This is a genomic window from Pseudomonas sp. GX19020, assembly GCF_023371075.1.
In the GTDB taxonomy this organism is placed as follows: Bacteria; Pseudomonadota; Alphaproteobacteria; order Rhodobacterales; family Rhodobacteraceae; genus Pseudogemmobacter.
This window is the reverse complement of record NZ_JAMCCR010000005.1, coordinates 136032-156522: the sequence shown is the minus strand read 5'-3', so window position 1 is coordinate 156522 and position 20491 is coordinate 136032. Positions and strand designations below refer to the sequence as shown.

The following is a 20491-nucleotide window of genomic DNA, read 5'->3' as shown; positions in this document are numbered from 1 at the left end:
GCGATGTTTCTGACCCGCATCGCTGTCCGCCAGCCCGTCTTTGCCACTATGATCATGGTGGCGATCTGTGTGATCGGCATTTTCTCATATAGCCGCCTGCCGATTGACGAACTGCCCGAAGTCGATTTCCCGGTGGTGGCTGTGGTGACGTCTTACCCCGGGGCGACCCCCGAGGCGGTGGAAAAAGACATTATCGAGCCTATCGAGGACTCTGTCTCGACGCTTTCCGGGATCGACACCATCACCTCGACCGCGCAGACCGGGTCGGCGATGGTGCTGATCATGTTCGATCTGGAGGTCGACAGCGCCAGTGCCGCCCAGGATGTGCGCGACCGTGTCTCACAGATCGCGGCGAGCCTTCCCGACACTGCCACCGACCCGCGCATCCTGCGGTTTGACCCATCCGAGATGCCGATCCTGTCGATCGGCCTTTCCTCGCAGACGCTGAGTGCAGGCACGCTGACCACGATCGCGGAAGATGAGATTTCCACCCGCATCTCGAATATCAGGGGCGTGGGCCAGGCGACCGTGGTGGGCGGGCTCCCGAATGAAGTGCAGATCCGCCTTGATCCTTTGCGCCAGACCGCGCTGGCGGTGGGCGCCGTCCAGGTGACCTCGGTTCTGCGCGATGCCAATGTCGATCTGCCGGCGGGCTCGGTTACCGATGCCTCCACCAGCCAGTCGGTTCAGGTCGAGGGACGGATCCCCGATCTTGCCGGGTTCGAGGATCTGATCATCGGCCAGCGCGGCGGCTTCCCGATCCGGCTGGGCGATCTGGCGATGGTTGGCACCGATCTGGCCGAGGCCGAGAGCCTTGCCATGATCGACGGACGCCGTGCGATCACCATCGATGTGCTGAAGACGCAAGGCACGAACACCGTGGCCGTGGCCGAGGCCGTGCGCAAAGATATCGCCGCGATGCAGGCCGACCCGGCCTATGAGGGGATCGAGATCGCCCTGATCCGCGACAATGCGGTGCCGGTCGAGCAAAGCTTTGCCGCCGTGCAGAGCATGCTGATCGAAGGGGCCATCCTTGCCACGGTGATCGTGTTTCTCTTCCTGAATTCCTGGCGTTCGACCGTGATCACCGGGCTGACGCTGCCGATTTCGATCATCGGCACCATGGCGGCGGTCTATTTCATGGGCTTCACCCTCAATATGATGACGATGATGGCGCTGTCTTTGTCCATCGGCATCCTGATCGACGACGCCATTGTCGTGCGCGAAAACATCATGCGCCATCTGCATATGGGCAAAAGCCACGAACAGGCCGCGCTGGATGGCACCAATGAGATCGGCCTTGCGGTGCTTGCGACCACGCTTTCCATCGTCGCGGTCTTCCTGCCGGTGGCGTTCATGGAGGGCATTCTCGGCCGCTTCTTCCTGCAATTCGGGGTGACGGTCTCGGTTGCGGTGATGATCTCGATGTTCGTCTCTTTCACGCTCGATCCGATGATGTCGGCGGTCTGGTATGATCCGGCATCCGAGCCTGGCGCAAAACGCGGCCCCATTGGCCGCGCTGTGGCCCGGTTTGACATCTGGTTCGAGGGGTTGATCGGGAAATATCGCGGTGTGCTGGCCTGGGCGCTGGCCTGGCGCAAGACCACGCTTTCGGTGGCGGGGCTGACCTTTATCGGCGGGCTGATGCTGTTTCCCTTTATCGGTGCGGAATTCGCACCCCCTTCGGATAATTCCGAGGTGCAGGTCGAGATGGAACTGCCCATCGGCACGCCGCTTTTGCGCACCGAAGCCAAGATCGCCCAGGTCGATGCGGTTTTGCGGCAATTTCCCGAGGTGATCGGCACCTATGCAACCGTTGGCTCCAGCGGGGCAAGCGGGCAGAACCAGGCGACGATCACCGCGCGCCTCTCGGCCCCCACCACGCGCGAGCGTGATCCGACGGCCCTGGCACCGCCCATGCGCGCGGCGCTGGAACAGATCCCCGGTGCGCGGTTCCGGGTCGGCGCAGGCGGCGGCATGGGCGGCGGCGTGACTGCCCCGGTCGAAGTGAAGCTGTTCGGCCCTGATCTGAATGTTCTGAAACGCCTCGCGGATGAGCTGGCCGAAAAATTTGAAGAGGTGCCGGGCCTTGTCGACGTGCGCACCTCGCTTGATGAGCCGCAGCCGACGCTGGGGATCCAGGTCCATCGCGAGGCGGCCTCGGATCTGGGCGTGACGCTGTCGCAGGTCGGTCAGGCCCTGTCGCCGATGATCGCGGGCGAGACGGTCTCGGAATGGACCGCACCGAATGGCGACAGTTATGACGTGGTCGTGCGCCTGCCATCCGAGTATCGCGAGGATATCACCAGCCTCAGCAGCCTGCCGATCACCGCGACCGCGGATGGCAGCGGCATCGTCCGGCTCGATCAGATCGCAACGGTAGAACCCTCGCAAAGCGCAGGCGAGATCACCCGCGAGGATGGGAGCCGCTCGGTCAGTGTCACGGCGGGGCTTGATGGCATCGACATTCTGACTGCATCCACCGGCATTCAGGCGGCGCAGGATGCGCTTGATCTGCCGCCGGGCTACCGGATCGGCACCGGTGGCGATGCCGAAAGCATTATGGAATCGGCGGTTTCTGCGCTGGTGGCGCTTTTTCTTGCGATCATCTTCATCTACCTCGTGCTGGCCTCGCAATTCGGCAGTTTCCTGCAGCCGATTGCCATTATGTCCTCACTGCCGCTGGCGCTGGTGGGGGTGATGCTGGGTCTGCTGATCGGCGGCAGCACGCTGAATATCTTCTCGGTGATCGGGTTCATCATGCTGATGGGGCTGGTGGTGAAGAACGCAATCCTGCTGGTCGACAATGCCAATCACCACCGCCGCGACGGGATGGAGATGCGCGAGGCGCTGATCGAGGCAGGCGCCACCCGATTCCGTCCCATCGTGATGACCACGCTTGCGATGATCTTCGGGATGATCCCGCTTGCGGTGAACCTGCATGGCGGCACCTCGCAAAACGCGCCGATGGCCCATGCGGTGATCGGGGGGCTGATCTCGTCTTCGATCCTCACGCTGGTCGTGGTGCCGGTGCTGCTGACCTATATCGATGGCTTCCAGCGTCTGATCCGCCCCTGGCTGCCGCGCGCGCCTGACAGTCATCTGGCCTGATCGCGGCCCGGAAGCGATCTGAATTGCCCGCCACATGATGCAACGGTCCCAAAAACCCATGACCCAGGTCAGATTGCAAAGAGAAGGGGCCCGGTTGAGCGACACGGACCCTATGTGAACGGCCGGCAAAAGAAAGCCTGAACGGTGAGCGATGAAGCGAGCCCTCCCCATCGCTCAGCCTGTCCAAAAGCCCGATAAGAGCAGCGGTCATTGACAAGCTTAAGTCGATGCGAAAGTATACGATGTATACTGCGAGGGAAATCTATGGTTACGGGACATGTCTTCATTGCTGCAAGCCTGGACGGCTTCATTGCTACCCGTGAGGGTGATGTAAGCTGGCTGACCCCGAATGGGGCTGAAAGTGAAGATCACGGCTACAACGCCTTCTATGACAGCATTGATGGTATCATCATGGGACGTGGTACATGGGCAGTGGTATCGCGCTTTGACCCTTGGCCGTTCGACAAGCCAGTCATTGTTCTGTCCGGATCTCTGACACAGGACGATGTGCCGGATATATTGCGCAGCGGCGTGCGCATCTGGAATATGCCCCCGCGCGATGCGATGAAAAAGCTTGCCGCCGAGGGGTGGAAAAAAGCCTATATCGATGGCGGGAAACTTATCCAGTCATGCCTCGCCGAGGATCTGATTCAGGATATCATTCTGACCCGCGTACCAGTTTTGCTTGGCGCCGGTTTGCCGCTTTTCGGGGATCTTCCAGGCATGAAAGCACTGAAGCACTTGCACAGCAAAAGCTTCGCTTCCGGGCTGGTCCAGTCGCATTACCAGATTGGCTCGTGATTAATCAGGGTCCGAACAAGAAGGGCCGGCTGTCCTCCTCAAAGATTGTTGAAGCCGCGCGGGCCAGTATCGAAACTCATGGCGCGAGTGGCTTCAGCATAAGAACGCTTGCAAGCGTGTTAGAGGTAAGTCCGATGGCTCTATATCGGCACACGGGGGATCGCTCGCGCCTCCTGGGGCTTGTGGTCGATCTGGTGCTGAGTGATCCCGTCACCAGTCTGGAGGCAAACCAGGAAGAGATCTCATTTCAAACTCTTGCGCGCTCATACGGAGCCCTGGTGATGCTCAACCCGCAGGTTTTCATCGCATATATAGGCGATCAGAATGCCAAAAGTGCCGAAGCGGAACGCCTGTCAGACCGAATGGTCGCAATTCTGATCGAAGAAGGGCAAAACGCCCGTGATGCCAGGATCATGCGTGATATCGTCGTCGACCACGCACACGGATACCTTCTGGCGACAACGGCACATAAAAACCAGGCGGCTGTTGATGACCTTTTTGAAGGCTATGATCTGGCAAGCGGCTTCCTGATCACACGGCTGACACAGGCGCCTTTGAATGACCGGTGAGGGCTTAGCTGTTCAGTTCTCGCCTCTGGTTGATCGGTTCGACCTGGCCGCCCCCCGGTAAAGCAGTCCCCCGGACGGTTTTCTGATCCTAGCGGTCCCAGGGATGGTTTGGTCGGGTCAGCCGGTGTTCGATACCGCCTCGCCACGGTTTCCTGAACCGGTGGCGTGACCATGGCTCGACCTCGCAGATCATGTCGAAACGCATTTGCCGGGAGGTGGCGGTGTTTTGATCGTGGGGCTGACCGGCACGCATCTGCCTGCTACCGGGGAAGGCTGTGGTCCGTTCCCGCATCCAGCGGCACAGCACGCTCCCCACAACATCGAGATCACGCATGGCGCCGGCCGCGCCGCGCCGTCATAAGAGCCATGCGCAGATTTCGACCGGCACCACCTCGCAGAAGCTACTGTCGGTGACCCCGGGTCTGTTCCAGGATCAATTGCTCAAGGCAGGCCTGGATTTCGCGGCGCTCATCCGGGGCAACACGCAAGCCGAGTTTGCTGCGGCGCCAGATGACGTCATCAAGTGTCGTTGCAAATTCACGCTCAACCATCCAGCGCAGCTCGGCCTCGTGCAGGCCGCCACCGAGATCGGTGCCCGGCCCCATTTCCATTATCGCCCCGGCCTCTGTGCCATAGGCCCGGATCAGCCTGCGGGCAGTGGCGGGTGCGAGCTGGGGATGGCGCCGGGTCAGGGCCTCTGCGAGAGCATCCCCCTGCCGTGGGTCGAAATCTCCACCTGGCAGCGGCGCCCTGGCCGTCCATGCGGCTTTGCAGTTGGTGAAAAGCGGCGCGATCAGATCGACCGCCGCCTCGGAGAGCTTTCGATAAGTGGTGATCTTGCCACCCAGAACCGTGAGCAAAGGCGCCCGGTCATTCTGTTCCAGGTCCAGCGAATAGTCACGGGTCGCGGATCGGGCATCGCCTGCACCATCATCCAGCAGCGGTCGCAGCCCGGCATATCGCCAGACCACATCCGAGGGCAGAACCGGCTTTTTGAAACAACGGCTGACAAAATCGCAGAGATAGCGGACCTCCTCATCAGAGCAGTCCACCTGATCGGGCGAGCCTTTATGGTCGATATCCGTCGTGCCGATCAGCGTGAAATCCTCATGATAGGGAATGGCAAAGACGATGCGGCCGTCAGGGCCCTGCAGGATATAGGCGCGGTCATGGCCGAAAATTCGGGGCACTACGATATGACTGCCGCGCACCAGCCGCACCCCGCGCTCGGATCGTGGAGACAGTTTTGCACTGATCCCGGCGACCCAGGGCCCGGCGGCATTGACGACCAGCCGCGCGCGCAGTGTTTCCGGCCCTTTCGGCCCCAGAATATCGACCTCCCAGAAATTGGCCTGACGCCTTGCAGCGACGACCTCGCTGCGGGTCCGGATGTCCGCGCCCAGCCTTTGGGCATCGCGTGCATTCAGCACGACCAGCCGGGCATCGTCGACCGCCGCATCCGAATATTCCCATCCCTTCCGGAACGCGCCGTTCAGCGCCTGACCCGCCTCATCCTTTCGCAGATTGAGCCGGCGGGTCGGTGGCAGGATCTTGCGCCCGCCCATATGGTCATAGAGGAAAAGGCCCAGTCGTATCACAAAGGCAGGGCGACGATCCCTGAGCCATGGCATGAACCGGCCCAGCAAACGTGACGCTGGCGTGCCGCCCTCGAACCGCATCGACGGGTGAAAGGGCAGGACGAAGCGCATCGGCCGCGCGATATGGGGCATGGCCGCCAGCAGGGTCTCCCTTTCGCGCAGGGCTTCACGCACGAGACGGAATTCGAAATATTCCAGATAGCGCAGTCCACCATGGAACAGCTTGGTCGAACGCGACGACGTGCCTTCGGCGAGATCGTTCTTCTCACAAAGGATAACCTTGAGGCCACGCCCGGCAGCGTCCCGCGCGATGCCGCAGCCGTTCACGCCACCGCCCACAATCAAAATATCCGCTATCGGCTTCGTCATCTGTCATCCTGTTTTCTGCTTCGCCCGGCTGATATCGACGAGATTGGTTTGCGGGCGGTCTGTATTGGTCTCAGCCGGGGCAGATCGCGCCGCATCGGCTGCACTGCGCGCCATGGTCATGAAGGCATCGATCGACCCGATCGACCGGCGCTCTTTCAGACAGGCGGCATAGGAATGGGTTACCGGCTTTTCTCCGGCGAGCGGCAGGCTCACCAGCCGCGGATCGCTGTCGAATTCGGTGCGCGAAATGATCCCGATCCCCAGACCGGCGGCGGTGGCCTCGATCATGGAATCCCGTGCAAGTTCCATAACCACCGAAGGGCGGACATTGCGCTTTTCGAGGATCCCCTCAAAGGCACGCCGGGTCATGGAGCCGCTTTCGCGCCAGATCATGCGCACCCCGTCGAGCTCTTCGACCATGATTTTCTGCCGCTGTGCCCAGGGATGCCCCACCGGCAGAAGCAGCATGACCTCATGTTCGCCCAAAGCCACGTCATCAAGCCGGGGATCCGCGTAATCGCGCCCGAGGATCGCAACATCCACCTTGTAGTCGATCAGCTTGCGGTAAATCCGGTCCGAGCTGCCGCTTTCCAGCGTGACATGAACCAGCGGAAACCTGTCACTGTACCCCGCCAGCAGTTTCATCACGAAAAACGGCCCCACCGTCCCGATATGCAACCGCCCGGCGATCTCGGGCCGGCTGGTCAGCAGCGCATGGGCCCGTTGTTCCAGCGCAAAGATCTGGCGGGCGATCAGCATCAGTGCATCGCCCTCTGTCGTCAGCTCGACCCCGGAAGGGGTGCGCAGGAAAAGCTGCCTGCCATAGGTTTCTTCGAGCGATTTCACCTGGGTGGTGACCGTCGGCTGCCCGATACAAAGCAGATCCGCCGCTTTGGTGAAGCTCAGCTCGCGCCCTACCGCATAGAAAGAGCGCAGCTGGTTGAAGTTGATGTAATTCAGACGTTCCCTTGTAAGCATAGTCCTGATCCTCCCTGGCCTGCCGGTGTTCCGGTCAGCTCGATGAATGCAGCCATGATCGACGAGTAAGGGCGGCGAATCTCAAGGGGAATCGTGTAGTGATTGAGGCCGGGCAGCTCACGGCAGGAACAATCATGGCCAGTTTGCACCATGCGGGCGGTATGGCCGAAGGCCTGGCCCCGGAACCCTGCGGTTTCATCCGCCCCGACGATCATCTGCACCCTGGCTGACGGAAGCGGCAAGCGCGCAGGGCTCAGGCTCCGGACATCCTGGCGGGTCAGCTTCAGCGCGCTGTCGAGGCTGGTGCCACGCAGGGGATCAAGATCACAGATCGGGCTGACCGCGACCACGCCACGCAAGGGAACAGATTGCGGTGAAAGCGCAGTCATCAATGCCAGATGTGCCCCCGCTGAATGACCGGCGGCGATCCAGCCCGAGGGGGCCAGACCTGCCGCTGTTGCGGCCTCTGTTGCAGCTTTCACTGCGATACTGGCTGCGGCAACAATCGCGCTCAGCGAAGCCTCTGGCGCCAATGGATAGCCGGGCAGGGCGACACTGTATCCGGCGCGGACCAGGGGTTCCGCGACAAAGGCAAAGCGTTCGCGCGAGAGAGACTGCCAGTACCCGCCATGAAAAAATACCACCAGCGGCGCGCCCGGCTGGCCGGGAAAAAGGTCGAGCGCCTCACGCGGATGGTCGCCATAGCGCAGGCCGCGCTGTACTTTCAGCGTCGCATAGGCCCGCTCACTTTCGCTGTCCATGCGGGCATAGACCTCGCCGCGCTCGGGATGGCGGTCACGGAAGACCCAGTCCGCTTCATCGTCGCGTGCCATGGCTCAGACCAGACTGACGACAGAACGCACCGATGCCCCGGCGCGCATCAGCTCAAAACCCTCATTGATCCGGGCGAGGGGCATCCGGTGGGTGATCTGTCCTTTCAGGTCGATCTCACCCGCCATATAACGGTCGATCAGTGCGCCCAGCCCGCTCCGGCCTTTGACGCCGCCGAAATAGCTGCCCAGCAGCGATTTGCCGTAACGCACCTGGACCGGCGGTACGGAAAGGGTGGAGCCGGGCGGCTCTACCCCCAGAAGCACCGCCTTGCCCCAGGCGGGCACCGCCGCATCGAGGGCCTGGCGCATGACGGAAAGCACACCGGTGCATTCAAACGCCACGTCGACGCCGCCCCCGGTCAGGTCGCGGATTTCGGCGACCGTGTCACGGCCACCCGGCTCCGGACGGATGAAATGGGTCATGCCATAGCTGCGGGCGAGGGGGGTCTTGCTGTCGGACAGGTCGATGCCGATGATCTGGCTGGCGCCGGCGATCCGTGCGCCCTGAATGATATTAATGCCGATACCGCCCAGCCCGAAAACCGCAACGCGGTCGCCCGGCCGTACCTCTGACAGCGCGGCGCCGACACCGGTGGTGACGCCGCAGCCGAACAGGCAGACCTCATTCAGGGGGGCATCTTTGCGGATCCGGCACAGGGCGATTTCCGGCACGACCGTATAGCGCGAGAAAGTCGAGGTGCCCATGAAATGGTGGATGACCTCGCCATCGCGGCTGAAGCGGGCGCTGCCCTCGGGCATCACGCCACGGTCGCGGGTGGGTTTGATCGTCCAGCACAGATTGGTGCGCTCTGACCGGCACATGGCACAGTCACCGCATTCAGGCCCGTAAAGCGGGATGACGTGGTCGCCAGGCTTCAGCCCGGTTACACCCGGGCCGGTTTCCACCACCCGGCCCGCGCCTTCATGGCCGGGGATCAGCGGATAGACCGCTGTGGCATTCGCGCCTTCAAGCGCAGTCAGATCAGTATGGCACAGGCCGGTATAGTCGATCTCGACCAGAACCTCGCCCGCGCGGGGCGGGGCGACCATGACTTCGGCAATCTCCAGCGGGCGGCCCGCCGCAGTGCAAATCGCTGCGGATGAACGGATCATCTTTGCGTCTCCGTAAAGAACTGGAAGGGATCAGATGCGCCGGAAGCCAAGCGCAGAGAGTGTGTCGGCGGCAATTCTGCCATCCCGGCGAAAGGCCTCGCGGGCGGCCCGCATGACCTTGGGTGCGTTGACGAAAACCGCCTGATGCAGGCAGTCGTCGCGCATGAGAAAGGCCCCATAGCCGGGGCGGAAGGCCTCACCCGACTGCCACAGCTCGCCGTCGGCAACCGGCTGCCCGATAAACTGGATGCGCTGGCCGAGCTGCTCGGTCCAGAAAGACGGTGCGCCCGGGGGCGGGGGCGGGGGCGCATCAAGGATAGCAGCGGCGGCGGCAATGGCGCTGTCCTCGGCATTGCGCCAGGATTCCAGCCTGATGCCGTTCTGGCCGTTTTCATCTGACCGGCATCTTGCCACATCGCCAATTGCATAGATCTGCGGGTCAGAGCTGCGACCTGTCGCATCGGTCAGAACGCCATCGGCGGTATCGAGCCCTGAATCCCGTGCCAGCCCGTCCTGCGCTGTGCCTCCCATCCCCAGAACCACCGTTTCAGCACTTATCCGATGGCCATTTGTCAGGCTCAGCCGCAGGCTGCCAGCCTCGGTTTCGGCGGATTGCAGGCCGGTGCCCAGATGCAGGCGTGACCCTTCGGCCGCGTGCAGATCCGCGATCTGGCGACCAAGCGCTGCCGGCAAAGCCCGCATCAGCGGCAGCGGTGCTGTTTCGACAATATCGACCGCAAGGCCCAGCTGGCGCGCCGAGGAGGCAACCTCCAGCCCGATAAAGCCCGCCCCGATCAGCGCCAGCCCGCCGCCCCGGGCCAGACGGGCGCGCAAAGCGCGCGCCTCATCCAGCTTATGCAGACACAGGACCCGGTCCTCCATACCGTCGAAGATCGCCAGCCGGCGCGGTGCCAGCCCGGTGGCGAGAACCAGGATGTCATAGGCCTCGTCGCTGCCATCATCCAGCCGCACCCGCCCCGCCGCGCGGTCAATTGCAACGGCCCGCCGCAAGGGAAGATGCGTCACGCCATCCGTGTCAGACAGAACGCCCGGAATCGCAGGTTCCTCCGGTTCGGTCAGCATCGTTTTCGAGAGCCAGGGCCGCTCATAGGGCGGATGTGCCTCTTCGCCGATCAGCACGATCTGACCCCGGTGCCCCAGAGATTTCAGCTGTCCGATCAGCCGCCCGGCCGAATGGCCGGACCCGATGACGACAATTCTGGCAGTTCCGGCAATCCGGCCCGCATCCATGCTCATCGTGCTTGCCTTTTCTCGCGCTGAAGGCGCAGAACTTCGGCCAGGATCTCGCGATGGACCTGGATATAGCCGCGGCTGACATGTTTCAGATGCGGCTGCACATGGTCATGCAACTGGCCAAGCGCATGGAACGGCACCGAGGATGCCAGGTGATGCTCGGCATGGAAGGGCATGTTCCAATAGAGCTTGCGGAAGATCGGATTGGCCAGCGTGGTGCGGGTATTTGCCAGCAGGTCCGGGCTTTCCTCGGCGCCGGTATGTTCGGCCATGCGGATGGCGCGCAGAACGGGCTCGCCCAGAAAGCGCGGGATCAGCCAGTAGGTCAGCGCAATCATGCTGCCGTAATAGACCGAGGCCGCCGCAATCGTGATGTAAAGCAGAACATCAAGCCGGATTTCCAGCGAAACACGGCCGCGCACGCTGTCGGGCAGGAAGCTTTTCTCTTCCTCATTATAGCGCCCGGTCGCGCCGCGCCACAAAGTGCCCAGCAGTTTCGGCCAGAAGGAAGCACCCAGCACCAGACGGAAATATTCGCGCAGCGAGGTGGGGAAAGGCACGATATCGGGGTCAAGATCATCATGCTGCGTATAGGTGTGATGCGCGGCATGGCGGTATTTGAAGTAAAGGAAGGGCCTGAGCGTCGCCGTCGCAATGGCAATGCCGACCAGGTAGTTCAGCCAGCGCGATCTGAATGCCGTGCCATGCGAACATTCATGCAGTGGCGCGAAAGTCAGCACGATGATCGTGCCGTAAAGCACCATGGCCGGGATCTGCAGCCAGAGATTGCCCGAGGCAAGCCAGACCAGAAAGCCAGTGACCGCCAGCGCCGAGATATGCACCGCAAGGTTGACCAGCCCCGGCCCATTGCTGCGTGCCCGCAACTCTTTGAGTTTGCTGCGCGAAATCATTTCCGCGCCAGTGAGCGGCCAGACATTGCTGCCGATCCCGCCAATGCCAGCATAGCTGGCAGAGCCGTTTCCATCCATTCGAGAATCCTCCTCTCAGACTAAGCCTCTGTCAGGCTACAGGGCCGGCTTTCAGGCGTTAAATTCATGTTCTGCATGGGGTTATTGCTTTCACCCCGACCGGGCATCTGCCCGGCATGTTTCACGAAAAGAAGCAGGCCGTGATCCGTTCCACATCAAAGGCATCGCGGGTGAATTCGCCGGTGATGCGACCGCGGCTCATCACAACAATACGGTCACAGACCTGCATCATTTCCTGCAGCTCGGTTGTCATGACCAGCAGCCCGCGCCCGTCTTCGGCCAGGCTGCGCAGGGCGCCCCAGATCTCGCTTTTCGCCCCGATATCGACACCACGCGTGGGATCCTCGGCGATCACCACCCGGCCGGGTTTCGTCATCCATTTCGCGATGACGATCTTTTGCTGATTGCCGCCCGAAAGCTGCCCGGCGCGCTGACCCGGTCCGCTGGCGCGGATGCCCAGCCGACGCATCAGATCAAGGCTCATCCGTCGCGCCGCGCCGCGCCGGATCAGGCCAAGGCGCGAGAGGCGGTCAAGTTCGGTCATGGTGATATTCTCGCCGACCGACATGCCCAGAACGAGACCCTGTTCCTTGCGGTCCGCCGGCATATAGGCCACGCCCGCCCGGATCGCGGCCATGGGCGAAGTGAGGCGGGGGCTGCGTCCTTCAATGCGGATCGCACCGCTTTGCAGCGGCACAGTGCCAAAAATCGCCTGGGCCAGTTCCTCGCGGTGGCAGCCCAGAAGCCCCGCGACCCCGACGATCTCGCCCGCATGGACGCGCAGTGAGACATCTTTCAGCCTGCCGCGTGTTGCGGCCCGCTCAACCTCCAGCACCGGGGCGCCAATCGGCCGGGCCGACCAGGCGAACCCGTCACCCGAACGGTTGGTGCCGACCATATAAGAGACGATCCCCTCTTCGGTCATACCGTTCAGGTCCCGGGTTACAACATGGCGCCCGTCGCGCAGCACTGTCATGCGGTCGGCAAGGTCGAGCACCTCATTCAGACGGTGCGAGACATAGATGATACCGAGGCCACGATCCCTGAGGCGGCGCACAACCCCAAGCAGCCGCTGCACCTGGTCGTCATCAAGCGAGGCGGTCGGTTCATCCAGCACGATGATGCGCGGATCGCTGGCCAGCGCCTTGCAGATTTCGACGATCTGCTGTTCGGCCAGACCCAGAGTGCCGAGGATGCAGTCCGGGTCCAGATCCAGCCCAACCATGGCCAGCAGCTCACGGGTGCGATGCCGGGTGGCGGCGCGGTCGATCCTGCCGCCGGCACGCCGGATTTCGCGCCCCAGCCAGATATTCTGGGCCACGCTCAGATTGCTGCACAGCACCAGCTCCTGGTGGACCATGGCCAGCCGTGCCGCAATCGCGGCCGCGGGGCGCGAGAACTGCACCTCGCGGCCCGAGATCAGGATCTTGCCCTCATCAGGGCGCAACAGCCCGTTCATGCAGGAGAGCAGAGTCGATTTGCCTGCGCCGTTCTCTCCAAGCAGCGCATGGACCTCGCCCGCCCGCAGATCAAGGCTGACATCGTGGAGCGCACGCACGCCGGGAAAGGACTTGCCGATCCCGCGCAGTTCCAGCAAGGGCGCAGACATATCCATGCTCAGCCCTCCAGCCGTTCCATGAGACCGCGATGGCGGTCCATGGTCGGGCGCAGGTTCTGGTACACCTCCTGCCAGATCGAGAAGAACTCCATATAGCGTTCATGGGCAGCGGGGTCGGGGTCGATGGTCTCGCGGATGCTGACGATATCGGCGAGCGGCGTGACCGGATCGGGATAGATCCCGGCAGCAACCGCCGCCAGAACCGCATCGCCTACGGGCGCGGCCTCGCCAATGTCCGGCACCTGAAGCGGGCGGTTTACCACATTGGCGGTGATCTGGTTCCAGAACCGGCTTTTGGTCGGGCCGCCATTCAGCACCAGCGTGTCGATCTCAGCCCCGGCCTCGGTGGCGATGCGGAAGTTCGACAGCAGATCGAAGGCCACGCCCTCGATCAGGGCGCGGATCATATCGGCGCGGCCGGTGGTCGGACGCACACCGAAGAAGACGCCGGTCGCATTGCTGTTCCAGTTCGGGGCAAGCGAATTGCCCAGATATGGCAGATATAAAAGCCCGTTCGCGCCGGGCGGCACATGGCGGGCCTGGGCGGTGAAGAGATCGAAGACATTCTCGCCCATCCGCTCGGCCAGCTGCCATTCGCTGTCGCCCCACTGATCGCGGAACCATTTCAGCGATGCGCCGGTAAAGGCCATCGGCGCATCGAACATCGTCAGTCCCGGCAGCACATGCGGCCATTTCAGGATGCGGAATTCATCAAGGCGCTGTTCGGTCGGGATGATGACGCCGAGGTTTGATCCGGTCCCCATCGAATAGAAGGCCTGACCGGGCCGCGTCACCCCCACCCCAAGCGCCGCAGCGCTGATATCGGTGCCGCCCGCCGCGACCGGGGTTCCTGCCCGTAGCCCGGTTTCCTCGGCGGCGCGGCGCGTCACTTCGCCGACCACCTCATGGCTCTGGTAAAGACGGGGCAGCTTTTCGATCGGAATGCCAATCGCCTCGGCGGCTTTGGCGTTCCAGGCGGCTTTCTGATATTCATAGGCATAGCAGAGACCCGCATCGCCCGTGTTCATCGTGAAAGCACCCGACATGCGGAAGGTGCAATAGCCCGAGGGCGAGAGGAATTTATGGGTGGCCGCAAAGATATGCGGCTCATGTTTCGCCATCCACAGCGCCTTGGGGTCGATGAACCAGGGCGCCACGCGATTGCCGTTGATACGGTTGATCTCGCTTTCGCCCACGCGGCGGCGGATGTCGTCGCATTCGGCCTCTGACCGGCTGTCCATCCAGATCATCGCCGGGCGCAGCGGCTGGCCCTTGTCGTTTACGGGAAGGGTGACGCCGACCAGACCCGAGATCGCGACCCCTGCGATCCGGTCTGCGAAATTTCCCTGTTCCAGACATTGCCGGATCGCCGAGACCACAGCCGACCAGTAATTGTCGGCCTCCTGCTCGGCCCAGCCCGGACGCGGGTGAAAGAGCGGATGTTCCTGCGAGCCGAAAGCGACGATCTTGCCGCTCTGGGTGTCAAGGATGGATGCCTTGACATTGGTTGTGCCGATATCGACGCCAAGCGTCAGATGTCCGTTCATTACTGTCTCCTCCCGTTATGTCCGCCGCTCAGGACGGTTTTGCCTTGTTCAGCACCCGCGTCAGGATGACGGTTGCGATCAGGGCTATGCCAATGGCGAGGTTCTGATACCATGTCGCGATCCCCCAGATCGCGAGCAGATTGAGCCCCGCCGAAAATGTCACCGCCGAGAGCAGGACGTTCGGGATCGACCCGGTGCCGCCCGCGAGGCTGATCCCGCCGATGACGGCGATGGTGATGGCGATCAGCTCATAGCCCTGCGCCAGGGCCGGCTCGACCGACATCAGCCGGGCGGTGAACAGCACACCCGCCAGTGCCGCGCAGAAGCCGCTGATCACAAAGGCAGCAATCACGATCAGCCCGGTATTGATGCCGCTGTAACGCGCGGCTTTTTCATTGCCGCCTATGGCCATCAGCCTGCGGCCGAAAACCGTTCCGCTGAGGGTAAGATGCAGCAGGACCGCCATGGCAAGGAACAGAATGAAGCCCACCGGCAGGCCAAAGAACACGGCCTCGCCCAGCCAGCGCATCAGCCCTTCGGAGTAATAGACCGGCGCGCCATTGGTGATCAGATAGCTGACGCCGCGCAGCGCGGTCATGGTGATCAGGGTGAAGATGAAAGAGGTGATCTTCAGCCCGACGGAGCCAAGCCCGTTCAGCAGCCCGAGCAGCGCCCCGCTTGCCAGGCAAAGCCCGATGGCCAGCGTTTCCGGGCCGGCAAATGTATTGCCGCGCACCATCCAGCGAAATCCGAGATATCGCCCGGCTTCGGTTGTCAGCAGCACACCTGCAATCACCGAAAAGACCATGACCGAGGCAATCGACAGATCGATCCGCCCGGTCAGCAGCACCACCGAAAAACCGGTGGCCAGCAGCCCGACCACTGCGGCATTGCGCAGGACATTGGCGATGTTATTGCCGCTGAGAAAGACCGGGCTGGTCATCAGGCCCAGGGCCAGGATCAGCACGAGCAACCACAAAAGCGGGTTGCCGATCAGTTGGGGTATGATCGCAGGCCCCCTGTGGCGGGGCGTCGTTGCAATGCTCATCGCACATCAATCCTTTTGCTGAAACCCGGGGCCACGACCGCAAGGATCACCAGCCCGGTCACCACCTGCTGCATGTAGAAACTGACCCCGGCCTGGTTCAGCAGATTGTTGATGCAGCCGATGATCAGCGTGGCAAGAACCGCCCCCCGGACCGAGCCGACACCGCCGGAAAGCGCCGCACCGCCAAGGACCGCGACCGCCAGAACCTTCAGTTCCAGCCCCACAAAGCCGGCAGGATTGATATAACCCAGACGCGCGCTTTCAATCAGGCCGACCAGCGCTGCGGCAAGGCCTGAAAGGGCGAAAACCGTCAGGCGGACTTTCCAGGTCTGAACGCCGGACAGTTCCGCGGCCCGTGCATTGCCGCCGGTGGCATAAAGCCTGCGCCCGAAGCTGGCCGATCCGGTCAGCACCAGCGCTACAGCCGCCGCCAGCAGGAACAGGGCAACCGGCACCGGCAGACCGGCAATCGCGCCGCGCCCGAACCAGAGGAATTCCGGCATGGCATTCGGGTAGCTCGCCTGTCCGCGTGAGATGATATTCGCCAGCGCGCTGGCGATCCCCATAGTGGCCAGGGTCACGATCAGCGAAGACAGCCGCAGCGCGGCCACCAGGATCCCATTGATCAGCCCGAGGACCAGCCCGGTCAGCAGAACCGCCCCGATCACCATGACCGGAGAGCCCCCCGGCAGCAAGACGCCGCCGATCACGGTCGAAAGCACCGCAATCCCCGCGACAGAGAGGTCAATTTCGCCGGTGATGATCACCATGGTCATGCCAAGCGCCAGGATCCCGACCCCGGCAACCGAGGTCAGGATCACCATGGCGTTGCCGGGGCTGGCAAATCCGGGAAACAGCAGTGCGCCAGTCACCAGCAGCGCGATCAGCACTAAAAAGCGGCTCAGGTCACCGCCACCGCTCCCGAAGGCCCGGGCAAAGCGGGGCCCAGCCCGCATAAAAACTGCGGGGCTGTGAGTTTTCTGAATGTCAGACAAGGGAAGGCTCCGTTGGCAAGGGCTGCGGAGGAAACCGGCAGCTTCCGGATGGCGAAGCCAGCCGGAAGCACACCGTCGGATCCGTGGCCGCTCAGGCGACGGCGGGGCCGTAAGCATAGGGCCATTCGGCCGGCGTCATGGTCTCGACCCCTTCGATGGTCATCTTTTCACGGGTGATCATCGGCAGGTTCGGGGTCAGCACCAGACGCGGCGGAGCGGCATTCAGCCCCTCTTTCGCACCGATATGCAGAAGGACGGTTCGGATCCCGATATCACCGATCAGCGGCGTATAGGGGGAGACCATGGCGATATTGCCCTGTTCCACCTCATGCAGCACCTCTTTCGCATCATCATTGGCGAGGATGGCGATACGCTTGCCATCAGGCGCGGAATCGAGCCGGTTCCCTTCGCGGATCGCATCGAGTGCGCCCATTGCCTCTTCGCCGCCTGTATTGAAGCTGACCGAGACATCGCGGATCGCCTGAAGCGCATCCACCGTCGACTGGAACGCAAGCGAACGCTGGCTGTTGGTGTGGTAATTCCCCGCAATCTCAAAGCCTTCTTCCTGGCCGATCACCTGCAGGAACGCGCCGGTGCGGATGGAATCGGCAGTGCTGCCCAGATCCTTGCGGTTGAGGATGATCTTGCCGGTCTGGCCGGAATGCTTGAGATAAAGCCCCTGTTGCAGACCATTCGCGTAGAAATTCCCCAGAACTTCTGAGCTGATCTTCTGCGACGAGGTGCGGCGGTCAACGCTGACAACCGGAATGCCGGCATCAATGGCACGATCCACCGGCGGCCCCATCGGTGCCTCGCGCGAAGGCCAGAGGACGATCCCGTCAAACTGGCGCGTCACCCAGGTATCAATGATCTGGCCCATCTTGTTGTCATCGAATTCTGCATCGACGACTTCGATCTCGATATTCGGGTGACGCGCTGCCTCCCAGGCTGCGGTATCTGCAAGCGCAATCAGCCAGGGATGATTGAAGCCGTGGAAGACGAAGCCGATCTTATAGGTCTTCGCCGGGTCCAGCACCGGCCCCTCGGGAAGAGGAATGTAGTCGGTGAAAGGGGCCTTGATCTCGAGCTTGCTATAGGGCCCGGTAAAGGTTGCGCCCATGCCCGGCTTCCAGTCAAAGCCATCGACCAGATCAGCCACCGGATAGACTTCGAGGTAATCGGCGAAAGCGTCGCGGTCATAAAGTGCGGCGACAGAGGTGTTTTTCATCCCCTCGGCGGCGGCCGCCGCATATTGCGCGATCAGGGCGTTCAGGACGCTGTGCACGCCCCCGCCTGTCTGAGCCTGCGCAAGATGCGGCAAAATTCCGGCTGGTATGGCTGCAAGAGCCGTCGATGCCAATGCGCTGCCAAGCACGCTGCGGCGTGTCAGTTTCATCTGTTCCTCCCTTGGTTTTTTTTTCTGCGCTGCGCGTCTCCTCCGACGCAGCGCCCTGTCTCATCAGCCCAGCAGAACCATCACCTGTCCGTTCTCAACCCGGGTAGGATAGGTCTGCAGGGATTTCGTCGCAGGAGGTGACAGATTGGCGCCGGTACGGATATCAAACAGCGCCTGGTGCAGGGGGCATTCGATGATATGACCATCGAGATAGCCCTCTGACATGAAGGCATGTTCATGGCTGCAAATGCCGGCCGAAGCGTAAAAGGTGCCACCAGCATTATAGACCGCGACACAGCGGCCCTCATGATCGAAACGCATCGCGTCGCCGTCATCCAGCTCGGCAACAGAAACAGCAGTGACCCAGGTGCCAGTTGTAGTGCCTGTCATAATCTACTCCCTACTTACACCTTTCCGTAGCCGCAGGGATGCCAGGGCGCATAATTCATTTATCAAATGCCGCCATTGCAGAAAGCACAGGATGGCTTTGGGGCAGTGCGAGTGTCAGACTGCAAAGGCCGCCCGCGACAGCGGTCCGACCCCGGATTTCCACGATGCGATTTACCTGTCTGGCATGCACGCCGTTCCGCGAGGGAGGTTTGCCACGAGAGCTTCCCTCCGCTGGCCGCACAGGCCGTGTCGGGAAAGCGGAGCAGGTGTAGACGCCGTCACAGAACTCCGCCTCCCGGTGAAGTTGTGGGCCATGCAGTTAGGGCTGCCGGATGGTCGGAGCGTTCGATACTGCATTGACCGGTCCGGGCCGATCCGATGCCGCCTGCTGCGGGATAAGTGTCTTATACGCTTCTCGGTCCGGACCCTGATCTCGCGGCCCCGACCTTTGCCATTCCGAAGCAGGCCCTTCAGGGGGTTTGCAGGTGTCGACGAAGAGCGCAGGACGGGCATGGGCAGTTTCGTTGCACCAGTTTTGAACGGGCAGGGCGATGCGGTTGACGGCCTGCCCGTTACCGGACAGGCCCGCAGGCTGACCGTCACGCGGATCGATGGTTCAGGGGGCAGCCTGCCTCGGTGCGCGTTTGAAGTGACGCACTCAACCTCCGCTGTGGCGGATATCAGTTCCTGCCGGATATCGGGCAAATAGGGCATCTGCGCCAATGGCTGGGCCGAACGGCGCGCACCATTCCCCCGGATCTGCCGTGCGGTTGCCCCTGACGCCGATGAGAGCTCTGACGCGGCCGCGTTCTTTACCGAATGGCTCGTGACCTGCGTCAGGCCATATGTCGCGCAGGAATCGCGATATTCGGTGACGTTGGCTGCAGACCCTGGCACAAAGGCTGAGTTCTGTCGGTCAGGCCGCGCAATCGGATCGAAAAGCCCCTGGGCTGAGCCATGATCGTCGACGGCCTGTTACAGACCCCCGGACGCGGCATCGAACGGGTGCGTTCTCGCTCATCCTGACGACGGCTGCCAACACGATCCTCCGACTGCCCCGGTGGCGCACTGCCTGACAGGAAAACACCTGTCAGACAGCAATCTTTCTGCCCTGTCAGAGAGATTCCCCGCCATCGGCGACCAGCGCGAGGCCGGTGACGAAACGCGACTGATCGGAGGCGAGGTAAAGCACCGCTGCTGCGACCTCTTCGACCGTGCCGAAACGCCCGGCGGGGATCGCGGTGGAGATATAGGCCTCAAGCCCGGCCCGCCCGCCCATCTGGCGTTCAAACCCGGCATTGAACGGGGTGTCGATAAAGCCGGGGCAAAGCGCATTGACCCGGATTCCGTCTTTCGCGAAATCCTTCGCCATCTGTTTCACCATGGCGACGGCGGCGTGTTTTGTCACCGCATAGGCGATCATTCCGGCATCATATTGCACCCCGGAATTCGACGCGGTGATGATGATCGAGCCGCTTTTCTGCGCCTGCATCTGCGTGATCACCGTCTGTGCCGCCACGAAATGCGACCGCACATTCATCACCCATGAGGCATCCATCTGATCCGGGCTCACCTGATCAAGCCGGCCTTCGATCTGGATCCCGGCATGGGAATGCAGCACGTCGATCCGCCCGTGGCGGGTGATGACCTCATGGATCGCCGCGCGGATCGCAGCCGTGTCGGTCATGTCGAGCGCCATCGCCTCGGCGCGCTGGCCGGAGGCGGTGATCTCTGCGGCCACCAGACCGGCGGCGGCACCATCGCGGTCGGTCACCACCACCATCGCCCCCGCCCCGGCCAGTGCCTGGGCCGAACCGCGCCCGATCCCCGATCCGGCCCCGGTGACAAAGGCGATTTTTCCGTCAAGCCGCATCTCGGGCCT

Annotated in this window: 16 protein-coding genes; 3 read left to right on the top strand and 13 right to left on the bottom strand. The window is 62.4% G+C overall.

What is annotated here, in order from left to right:
• Window positions 1-3 precede the first annotated feature (3 nt).
• The 3 genes from M3484_RS11140 (at window position 4) to M3484_RS11130 (ending at window position 4481) form a co-directional block, all read left to right on the top strand.
• On the top strand, window positions 4-3111 hold the full coding sequence (locus M3484_RS11140; RefSeq protein WP_092903021.1) for an efflux RND transporter permease subunit: 3108 nt from the start codon (window positions 4-6) through the stop codon (window positions 3109-3111).
• Window positions 3112-3375: 264 nt separating this feature from the next.
• Window positions 3376-3912, top strand: coding sequence for a dihydrofolate reductase family protein (locus tag M3484_RS11135; protein ID WP_249496915.1), 537 nt, complete (start codon window positions 3376-3378; stop codon window positions 3910-3912).
• Window positions 3909-4481, top strand: a complete 573-nt coding sequence (locus M3484_RS11130) for a TetR/AcrR family transcriptional regulator (RefSeq protein ID WP_249496914.1) — start codon at window positions 3909-3911, stop codon at window positions 4479-4481. The genes M3484_RS11135 and M3484_RS11130 overlap by 4 nt, the downstream gene beginning before the upstream one ends.
• Window positions 4482-4882: 401 nt before the next feature.
• Here M3484_RS11130 and glpD read toward each other — a convergent pair whose 3' ends face one another.
• The 13 genes from glpD to M3484_RS11065 form a co-directional block, all read right to left on the bottom strand.
• The gene (glpD, locus tag M3484_RS11125) at window positions 4883-6448 is read right to left on the bottom strand and encodes a glycerol-3-phosphate dehydrogenase (protein WP_249496913.1); all 1566 of its coding nucleotides are present in this window, start codon (window positions 6446-6448) and stop codon (window positions 4883-4885) included.
• 3 nt (window positions 6449-6451) lie between these two features.
• A complete protein-coding gene (locus M3484_RS11120; RefSeq protein WP_092903030.1) occupies window positions 6452-7426 on the bottom strand; it encodes a LysR substrate-binding domain-containing protein in 975 nt (324 codons plus the stop codon).
• Window positions 7405-8259, bottom strand: a complete 855-nt coding sequence (locus M3484_RS11115) for an alpha/beta hydrolase (RefSeq protein ID WP_249496912.1) — start codon at window positions 8257-8259, stop codon at window positions 7405-7407. Before M3484_RS11115 ends, M3484_RS11120 begins: the two co-directional genes overlap by 22 nt.
• A 3-nt stretch (window positions 8260-8262) precedes the next feature.
• On the bottom strand, window positions 8263-9372 hold the full coding sequence (locus tag M3484_RS11110; RefSeq protein ID WP_249496911.1) for an alcohol dehydrogenase catalytic domain-containing protein: 1110 nt from the start codon (window positions 9370-9372) through the stop codon (window positions 8263-8265).
• 30 nt (window positions 9373-9402) lie between these two features.
• Window positions 9403-10629 carry an NAD(P)/FAD-dependent oxidoreductase gene (locus M3484_RS11105; protein ID WP_249496910.1) on the bottom strand — a complete coding sequence of 409 codons (1227 nt, stop codon included), beginning with the start codon at window positions 10627-10629 and terminating at the stop codon, window positions 9403-9405.
• Window positions 10626-11615, bottom strand: coding sequence for a fatty acid desaturase (locus M3484_RS11100; RefSeq protein ID WP_249496909.1), 990 nt, complete (start codon window positions 11613-11615; stop codon window positions 10626-10628). Before M3484_RS11100 ends, M3484_RS11105 begins: the two co-directional genes overlap by 4 nt.
• Window positions 11616-11736: 121 nt before the next feature.
• The gene (locus M3484_RS11095) at window positions 11737-13230 is read right to left on the bottom strand and encodes a sugar ABC transporter ATP-binding protein (protein ID WP_249496908.1); all 1494 of its coding nucleotides are present in this window, start codon (window positions 13228-13230) and stop codon (window positions 11737-11739) included.
• Window positions 13231-13232: 2 nt separating this feature from the next.
• Window positions 13233-14780: a xylulokinase gene (locus M3484_RS11090; RefSeq protein ID WP_092903040.1), complete on the bottom strand. Its 1548-nt coding sequence runs from the start codon at window positions 14778-14780 to the stop codon at window positions 13233-13235.
• 28 nt (window positions 14781-14808) lie between these two features.
• Window positions 14809-15828 (bottom strand): ABC transporter permease, encoded by a 1020-nt coding sequence (locus M3484_RS11085; RefSeq protein WP_249496907.1) that lies wholly within the window; start codon window positions 15826-15828, stop codon window positions 14809-14811.
• Window positions 15825-16718 (bottom strand): ABC transporter permease, encoded by an 894-nt coding sequence (locus tag M3484_RS11080; protein ID WP_171909650.1) that lies wholly within the window; start codon window positions 16716-16718, stop codon window positions 15825-15827. Before M3484_RS11080 ends, M3484_RS11085 begins: the two co-directional genes overlap by 4 nt.
• Before the next feature lie 196 nt (window positions 16719-16914).
• On the bottom strand, window positions 16915-18219 hold the full coding sequence (locus M3484_RS11075) for a sugar ABC transporter substrate-binding protein (protein WP_249496906.1): 1305 nt from the start codon (window positions 18217-18219) through the stop codon (window positions 16915-16917).
• A gap of 63 nt (window positions 18220-18282) precedes the next feature.
• Complete coding sequence (locus tag M3484_RS11070; RefSeq protein WP_092903047.1) at window positions 18283-18609, bottom strand: non-heme iron oxygenase ferredoxin subunit; 327 nt, start codon at window positions 18607-18609, stop codon at window positions 18283-18285.
• Window positions 18610-19723: 1114 nt separating this feature from the next.
• Window positions 19724-20482: an SDR family NAD(P)-dependent oxidoreductase gene (locus M3484_RS11065; protein WP_249496905.1), complete on the bottom strand. Its 759-nt coding sequence runs from the start codon at window positions 20480-20482 to the stop codon at window positions 19724-19726.
• Window positions 20483-20491: the final 9 nt, after the last annotated feature.

Excerpts from the sequence above, each read along its gene's own strand:
- M3484_RS11120 (WP_092903030.1), bottom strand. The coding sequence starts at position 7,426 with ATGCTTACAAGGGAACGTCTGAATTACATCAACTTCAACCAGCTGCGC.
- M3484_RS11105 (WP_249496910.1), bottom strand. The coding sequence starts at position 10,629 with ATGAGCATGGATGCGGGCCGGATTGCCGGAACTGCCAGAATTGTCGTC.
- M3484_RS11095 (WP_249496908.1), bottom strand. The coding sequence starts at position 13,230 with ATGGATATGTCTGCGCCCTTGCTGGAACTGCGCGGGATCGGCAAGTCC.
- M3484_RS11110 (WP_249496911.1), bottom strand. The coding sequence starts at position 9,372 with ATGATCCGTTCATCCGCAGCGATTTGCACTGCGGCGGGCCGCCCGCTG.
- M3484_RS11070 (WP_092903047.1), bottom strand. The coding sequence starts at position 18,609 with ATGACAGGCACTACAACTGGCACCTGGGTCACTGCTGTTTCTGTTGCC.
- M3484_RS11135 (WP_249496915.1), top strand. The coding sequence starts at position 3,376 with ATGGTTACGGGACATGTCTTCATTGCTGCAAGCCTGGACGGCTTCATT.
- M3484_RS11100 (WP_249496909.1), bottom strand. The coding sequence starts at position 11,615 with ATGGATGGAAACGGCTCTGCCAGCTATGCTGGCATTGGCGGGATCGGC.
- M3484_RS11065 (WP_249496905.1), bottom strand. The coding sequence starts at position 20,482 with ATGCGGCTTGACGGAAAAATCGCCTTTGTCACCGGGGCCGGATCGGGG.
- M3484_RS11140 (WP_092903021.1), top strand. The coding sequence starts at position 4 with ATGTTTCTGACCCGCATCGCTGTCCGCCAGCCCGTCTTTGCCACTATG.
- glpD (WP_249496913.1), bottom strand. The coding sequence starts at position 6,448 with ATGACGAAGCCGATAGCGGATATTTTGATTGTGGGCGGTGGCGTGAAC.
- M3484_RS11090 (WP_092903040.1), bottom strand. The coding sequence starts at position 14,780 with ATGAACGGACATCTGACGCTTGGCGTCGATATCGGCACAACCAATGTC.
- M3484_RS11115 (WP_249496912.1), bottom strand. The coding sequence starts at position 8,259 with ATGGCACGCGACGATGAAGCGGACTGGGTCTTCCGTGACCGCCATCCC.
- M3484_RS11075 (WP_249496906.1), bottom strand. The coding sequence starts at position 18,219 with ATGAAACTGACACGCCGCAGCGTGCTTGGCAGCGCATTGGCATCGACG.
- M3484_RS11085 (WP_249496907.1), bottom strand. The coding sequence starts at position 15,828 with ATGAGCATTGCAACGACGCCCCGCCACAGGGGGCCTGCGATCATACCC.